Origin of the sequence: Burkholderia sp. Ac-20392 (assembly GCF_017104585.1) — a bacterium.
GTDB classification, from domain to species: Bacteria; Pseudomonadota; Gammaproteobacteria; order Burkholderiales; family Burkholderiaceae; genus Burkholderia; species Burkholderia lata.
In genome coordinates this window covers 1-4,269 of sequence record NZ_JAAGPB010000623.1, presented here as the reverse complement: position 1 = coordinate 4,269, position 4,269 = coordinate 1, and the positions used below count along the sequence as shown (strand labels likewise).

The 4,269-nt window shown below is 69.6% G+C and carries 4 protein-coding genes; 2 read left to right on the top strand and 2 right to left on the bottom strand.

The window, feature by feature from the left end; all coding sequences use genetic code 11:
* Both G3N99_RS35735 and G3N99_RS35730 read left to right on the top strand, forming a co-directional pair.
* On the top strand, positions 1-628 hold a 628-nt coding region (locus G3N99_RS35735), incomplete at its 5' end, for a histone deacetylase family protein (RefSeq protein ID WP_206124710.1).
* A gap of 104 nt (positions 629-732) precedes the next feature.
* Positions 733-1,020 (top strand): hypothetical protein, encoded by a 288-nt coding sequence (locus tag G3N99_RS35730; RefSeq protein WP_174947574.1) that lies wholly within the window; start codon positions 733-735, stop codon positions 1,018-1,020.
* Positions 1,021-1,066: 46 nt separating this feature from the next.
* On the opposite strand, the gene G3N99_RS35725 is transcribed toward G3N99_RS35730, so the two are convergent.
* Together G3N99_RS35725 and G3N99_RS35720 are read right to left on the bottom strand one after the other, a co-directional pair.
* Positions 1,067-1,993 carry a spore coat U domain-containing protein gene (locus G3N99_RS35725; protein ID WP_241012020.1) on the bottom strand — a complete coding sequence of 309 codons (927 nt, stop codon included), beginning with the start codon at positions 1,991-1,993 and terminating at the stop codon, positions 1,067-1,069.
* Between the two features lie 32 nt (positions 1,994-2,025).
* On the bottom strand, positions 2,026-4,269 hold a 2,244-nt coding region (locus G3N99_RS35720), incomplete at its 5' end, for a fimbria/pilus outer membrane usher protein (RefSeq protein ID WP_206124708.1).

Sequence of the window (4,269 nt, the reverse complement as noted above, 5' to 3'; positions counted from 1 at the left end):
CGATGTGGCGGCCGCGGCCGACGTCAACGACGGCGCACGCGAAGCGTACGCGCTGTGCCGGCCGCCCGGCCATCACGCACGCCGCGACGCGGCCGGCGGCTTCTGCTACCTGAACAATGCGGCGATCGCCGCGCAGTCGCTGCTCGGCCGCCACCGCCGGGTCGCGATCCTCGACACCGACATGCATCACGGTCAGGGCGTGCAGGAGATCTTCTACGGCCGCGACGACGTGCTGTACGTGTCGATCCACGGCGACCCGACCAACTTCTACCCGGTCGTCGCGGGCTACGAGGAAGAGACGGGCACGGGGGCCGGCGACGGATTCAACCTCAACCTGCCGATGCCGCACGGCGCGCCGGAGTCGGCGTTCTTCGAGCGGCTCGACGACGCGTTGCGCGCGCTCGCACGGTTCCAGCCCGACGCACTCGTGCTCGCGCTCGGCTTCGATATCTACAAGGACGATCCGCAATCGCAGGTGGCCGTCACGACCGACGGCTTCGGGCGGCTCGGCGGCGCGATCGGCGCACTCGGGTTGCCGACGGTGATCGTGCAGGAAGGCGGCTATCACCTCGACAGCCTCGACGCGAACGCGCGTGCGTTTTTCGGCGGATTCGCCGCCGCGCGCTGACCGGCACGGCGGGGCCCGATCGCATGCGTGCGGACTCAAGATTTCCGCACGCATGCCGATAATTCGCGCATATGCTGGATGGATGCACGAAGGAGGGCCGAACGATGAGAGCCGGCCAAATCAGACGCAGTGCCATCGCGCTCGCGGCGCTGGGCGTAGGGTCGTTCGCCAGCGCGGCCGATCCGTCGATTCCGCTGCGCGTCAGTCTCACCATTCCCGAAACCTGCACGATCGGCCCCGGCGTGCCGCCGGCCGTCGATGCCGATGGGCCGAGCGTCAATTGCGCGCACGGTACGCCGTTCGTGCTCAGTCACGCGCCGCTGCCCGATGTGCGGTCGGCGCCGCGCAGCATCGGCGCGGGAGTGCTTCCCACCTGGACCGTCACGTTCTGAACGGCGTGCGCGGCGTGTGCGCCTGCCCATGCTGTGGAACCAAACGCTAGAAACTGATCGTCGCGGTGATCGTGTCGCTGTAGTTGCCGGGCGCGGGCGTCGTTTGCGCGGGCACTGCGCCGTACACGGTCACGACCTGCGACGTACCCGTGCCGACACCCGTGACCGTCGAGCTGCCGCCCGTGCCGTCGCCCCACGCGATCGAGCGTGCGGCATCCGTGTAAAGCCCGTAGCCGATCGTGCCGCCTCCGCCGCTGCGCTGCATGTGGCGCGCGGTCACGCTGCCGCTGCTGCCGCCGTTCAGCGCCACCTTCCACGCGTCGCCGTTGGTGCACTGCGCGGTGATCGAACCGGTCGCCGCGAGCGCGCCCGACAGCACGCTCGCCGTGCCGAAGCTGACGTTGGTCGCGCTGATGTTGCAGTTGTTGATGACGTTGGCGGTCGCGCTGAACGGGAAGGTGCCGTTCGACGCCGTCAGAGACGCGCAGCTTGGCGCACCGAGCAGGTAGAACCCCGCGTTGATCGAGGTCGTGTTGCCGCCGAACGTCTGCGAGTAGGTCGTCGTGCTGTTGCCGGTCGTCGGCACGGTCGGCTGGTTCGACGTGATCTGTCCGTAGATCGTGACCGTGGCGCTGGCGCTCGTGCCGAGCGCGGGTTTGACGAGCGTCACCGATGCCGGCGTCGTGCCGGAGTAAATGGAGCCCCACGCGACCGAATGCCCGCCATCGAGAAAGAGGTCGTACTGCATCGTGTTGGTGCCGTTGACGAGGCTGCGCGGGCTCGTGCCGCCGAGACTCAGGCACACGAGCACGTTCGGCGTCAGCGTGATGGCCGACCACGTGCAGGTGATGCTGACGGTGCCGGTTGCGGCGACCGACGCGCGCGAGATCGGGCTGACCGAGCCGAAGCTCACCGTCGACGCGGTGGCCGTGCACGATTCGGCCTGCGCATCGTGCGGCACGCCGCACCACATGGCGAAGGCGACGAACAGGAGCAGTGCGAACCTCATGGCGCGGCCCGGCAGGTGAGCGGGCCGATGGTCGGCAGCGTGCCGTTGCCGGGCGCCGTGAACGCGAATGCCGCGACGCAGCGCTGCGTGCCGTAATCGATCACGAGGTGGTTGTCCTCCTTCAGTCCGTCGATGAACGTGAGTCCGTCGTACCCGACGATCGTGTCCGCACCGCTTTCCGCGTGATGCACGTGCGCGCCGGCCGGCAGCGGACGGCCGGCGGCGTCGCGCAGGATCACCGACGCCGCGCGATAGCGCGACACGCCGAAATGCGCGACCACGCCCGATTGCGCCTGCGGCACGACCGTCATCGACGTGCGGGCGATCCGCGCATCGGCGGGCAGCTTCATCGAGTCGATCGCGATCTGGTTGTTCTGGTATGCGTTCAGGTCGGGCACGAGCAGGTGCCCCGCGCGATCGGTCGTGCCGATCACGCGGTTCTCGTGCAGCACCGGAATCCCCGCGACGCCGTCGGTCGACACGAGCGCGAAGCCGTCGTCGATGCGGCGCGACACCTGCAGGCTGCGATCCATGAAGACGAGCGCGCCGCTGACGTCGAGCGACGCGCCGGTCTGGCGGTCGATGTTCTGCGCGGCCGCGATGACTTCGCCTGCATGGCCGAGATAGCGCAGTTGCGCCTGCCGGTAGGGCACCGCGCCCGTGCCGCCGGTCTGCACGCCCCAGCCCCAGCCGCCGTCGTAGTCGGGCGGCCGGCTCGCGTCGACGGTGTAGTTCGACTGGCCGCGCTGCCGGCCGACGGTCGCATTGATCGACGTGTTGCGGCCGAGCCCGATGTTCAGCGACACGAACGCGCCGTTCGCGCCCTGCTGCGCGAAGTCGCGGTACGCACTCACGCTCACCGACGCGAGATCGCCGAAGCTCAACGTGTAGGACACCGTGCCGATCCGGGCGCTCGGGCCTTGCGGCAGCCGGAAGCCGATATAGCTGAGCGACAGCGTCTGGCGGTGCATGAACGGCAGTGCGAGCGTCGCCTGGTCGGTCGCCGACGGCACCGGCGAGCCGTCGCGCGACGCGAGGTCGCCGTAGCGGCCGAATGCGCGGATCGTCTGCGCGTTGATCGAGAAGCGCGGTTCGATCACCTGGTAGCCGACGCTCACCTGCGTGCCCGGATAGCGGCCGGCGCTGCCCGCGACCGCGCCGCTCACGACGCCCGCATAGCCGAGCCGCATCAGTGCGCCGACGCCGGCGTTGACCACGCCGCCGGTCGCTTCCGCATGCCCCTCGACGGTCAGCGCATCGGTGATGCCGCGCCGCATCGAGCCGCTGACGGCCGGTCGCGCGTCGTAGTCGAACGACTGCAGCCCGTAGTTGCGGCGCAGGAAGCCGGCTTCGAACGAATAGCTCGACAACCCGGCGGACAGCATGCGCGTATCGACGTAGAGCGGCACCGACGTCGCGACGGTGCGCCCGAGCGCGTCGCGCGTGATGACGGTCGCCTGGCCAGCGCCGGTGATGCCCGGCACGTCGTGGATGATGAACGGGCCGCTCGGCACGTTGCCGGTGTACTGGCGCACGTTGTTGATGTACAGGTCGACCGCCGACGGCACGGCGGCGGAGCCCGCCAGCGACGGAATCGGGAACGTCACGAGATCGGGCCGCAGCGCGAAGTTGCTGCGCCACTGGAAGCCGCCGAGGCGCACCGAGCGCGTCCACGCGAGCGATCCCGAGATCGCGTCGCCGATCTGCGTCGTACTCGGCCGTGCCGGGTCCGAGCGGCTCCACGACGTATCGAAGCGCGTATAGCGCCGCTGGCCGTTGTAGAAATACGCGGTGCCCGTCGTGTTGAACACGCCGTTCGGGTCGAAGTAGCGCACGCCGGTGTAGAGCGAGAACTGCCGCTCGCCGATCGTCTGCGCGTACGCCTCGTAGTTGATCGCGACGCCGCGCGACGCGCTGGCCTCTTGCGTCGCCGGCAGCGCGCGGCTGTCGACCGCGTACGGTCGGCGCAGCGTGTCGGGCATCTGCAGGTCGACGCTCTGGTGTGCCGCGTCGTAGCGGTAGCGCAGGCCGGGAATCGTGTCGAGGTCGACGGTCGCCGCGTCGGCGATGCCGAGCCGGTCGGTTGCGAAGCCGATCGTGCGCAGGTCGGCGCCGCTTGCCGACAGATGGCCGTCGCGTTCGCGGAAGTGCGCGAGCAGCGCGGTGCTTTCGCCGTTGACGCTGACTTCGAGGACCACGTCGTGCGTGCTGTCGGTCATCACGAGTGCGGCGGGCTCGTG

Excerpts from the sequence above, each read along its gene's own strand:
- G3N99_RS35730 (WP_174947574.1), top strand. The coding sequence starts at position 733 with ATGAGAGCCGGCCAAATCAGACGCAGTGCCATCGCGCTCGCGGCGCTG.
- G3N99_RS35725 (WP_241012020.1), bottom strand. The coding sequence starts at position 1,993 with ATGTGGTGCGGCGTGCCGCACGATGCGCAGGCCGAATCGTGCACGGCC.